This is a genomic window from Acidovorax sp. HMWF018 (genome assembly GCF_003061035.1).
Taxonomy (GTDB): Bacteria; Pseudomonadota; Gammaproteobacteria; order Burkholderiales; family Burkholderiaceae_C; genus Acidovorax; species Acidovorax delafieldii.
Window position 1 is genome coordinate 1 of record NZ_QAIM01000217.1, and the last position, 1,051, is coordinate 1,051.

Below are 1,051 nucleotides of genomic sequence, written 5' to 3' on the forward strand. Positions count from 1 at the left end.
CCACAACGCAGGGCACCGCCGCACCAAAGCAGCGGGCACCTGCACCCCACAGCGAGGACCACGATGAAACCTCCGAAGTTTGCGGGCACCAGCATTCACGCTGGTGCCGCATTGGTTGGCGCCACTGGCTGGCGCTCCAACGCTGCGCGGCGTGCGCTTGCACGCCCCATGGGCGCCCAGACCCCCACCCTGACCCTCTCGGAGGAAACCTGATGGACACACCCGCAAGCCGTGCCTGCGGCATTCATGCCGCACGCCTGAACCTGGCCGACTACGCCGTCAACTTCAGCGACGCACACCCGCCGCTCACCCGCCCGCAGGCGCTGATCGAGGCCGAGCGCTGCTATTACTGCCACGACGCCCCCTGCGCCACGGCCTGCCCCACGGGCATCGACATCCCGTCGTTCATCCACCGCATTGCGCAGGACAACAACCGGGGCGCGGCCCGCGCCATCCTGGAGGCGAACCCGCTGGGTGGCATGTGCGCTCGGGTGTGCCCCACCGAGGTGCTGTGCGAGCAGGCCTGCGTGCGCAACACCAACGAAGACAAGCCGGTGGAGATCGGCTCACTGCAGCGCTACGCCACCGACGCCTTCTTTGCCCAGCCCGGTGCACCGCTGTTCCAGCGCGCAGCCGTCACCGGCAAGCGCGTGGCCGTGGTGGGCGCAGGGCCTGCGGGCCTGGCCTGTGCGCATGGCCTGGCCGTGCGCGGGCATGACGTGGTGCTGTTCGAGGCGCGCCCCAAGCTCGGCGGCCTCAACGAATATGGCCTGGCCAGCTACAAGACCGCCCACAACTTTGCGCAGAAGGAAGTGGAGTGGCTGCTGTCCATCGGCGGTATCGAGGTGCGCACGGGCCAGCAACTGGGCCGTGACATCACGCTCGACAGCTTGCTGGGCGCTTACGACGCTGTGTTCCTGGGCCTGGGCCTGCAGGGTGTGAACGCGCTGGGCGTGGCTGAGCCCACGGCCACTGGCCTGCGCAATGCGGTGGACTTCATTGCCGAGCTGCGCCAGAGCACCGACCTCTCCACCCTGCCCGTAGGCCGCCG

2 protein-coding genes are annotated in these 1,051 nt (G+C 69.0%); both read left to right on the forward strand.

The annotated features are described in order from the left end of the window. Window positions 1-63: 63 nt before the first annotated feature. Window positions 64-213 (forward strand): hypothetical protein, encoded by a 150-nt coding sequence (locus tag DBR23_RS29585; RefSeq protein ID WP_158276436.1) that lies wholly within the window; start codon window positions 64-66, stop codon window positions 211-213. Further along, window positions 213-1,051 (forward strand): FAD-dependent oxidoreductase (locus tag DBR23_RS07795; RefSeq protein WP_146191276.1); only part of this gene is annotated, 839 nt, incomplete at its 3' end. The genes DBR23_RS29585 and DBR23_RS07795, both read left to right, overlap by 1 nt.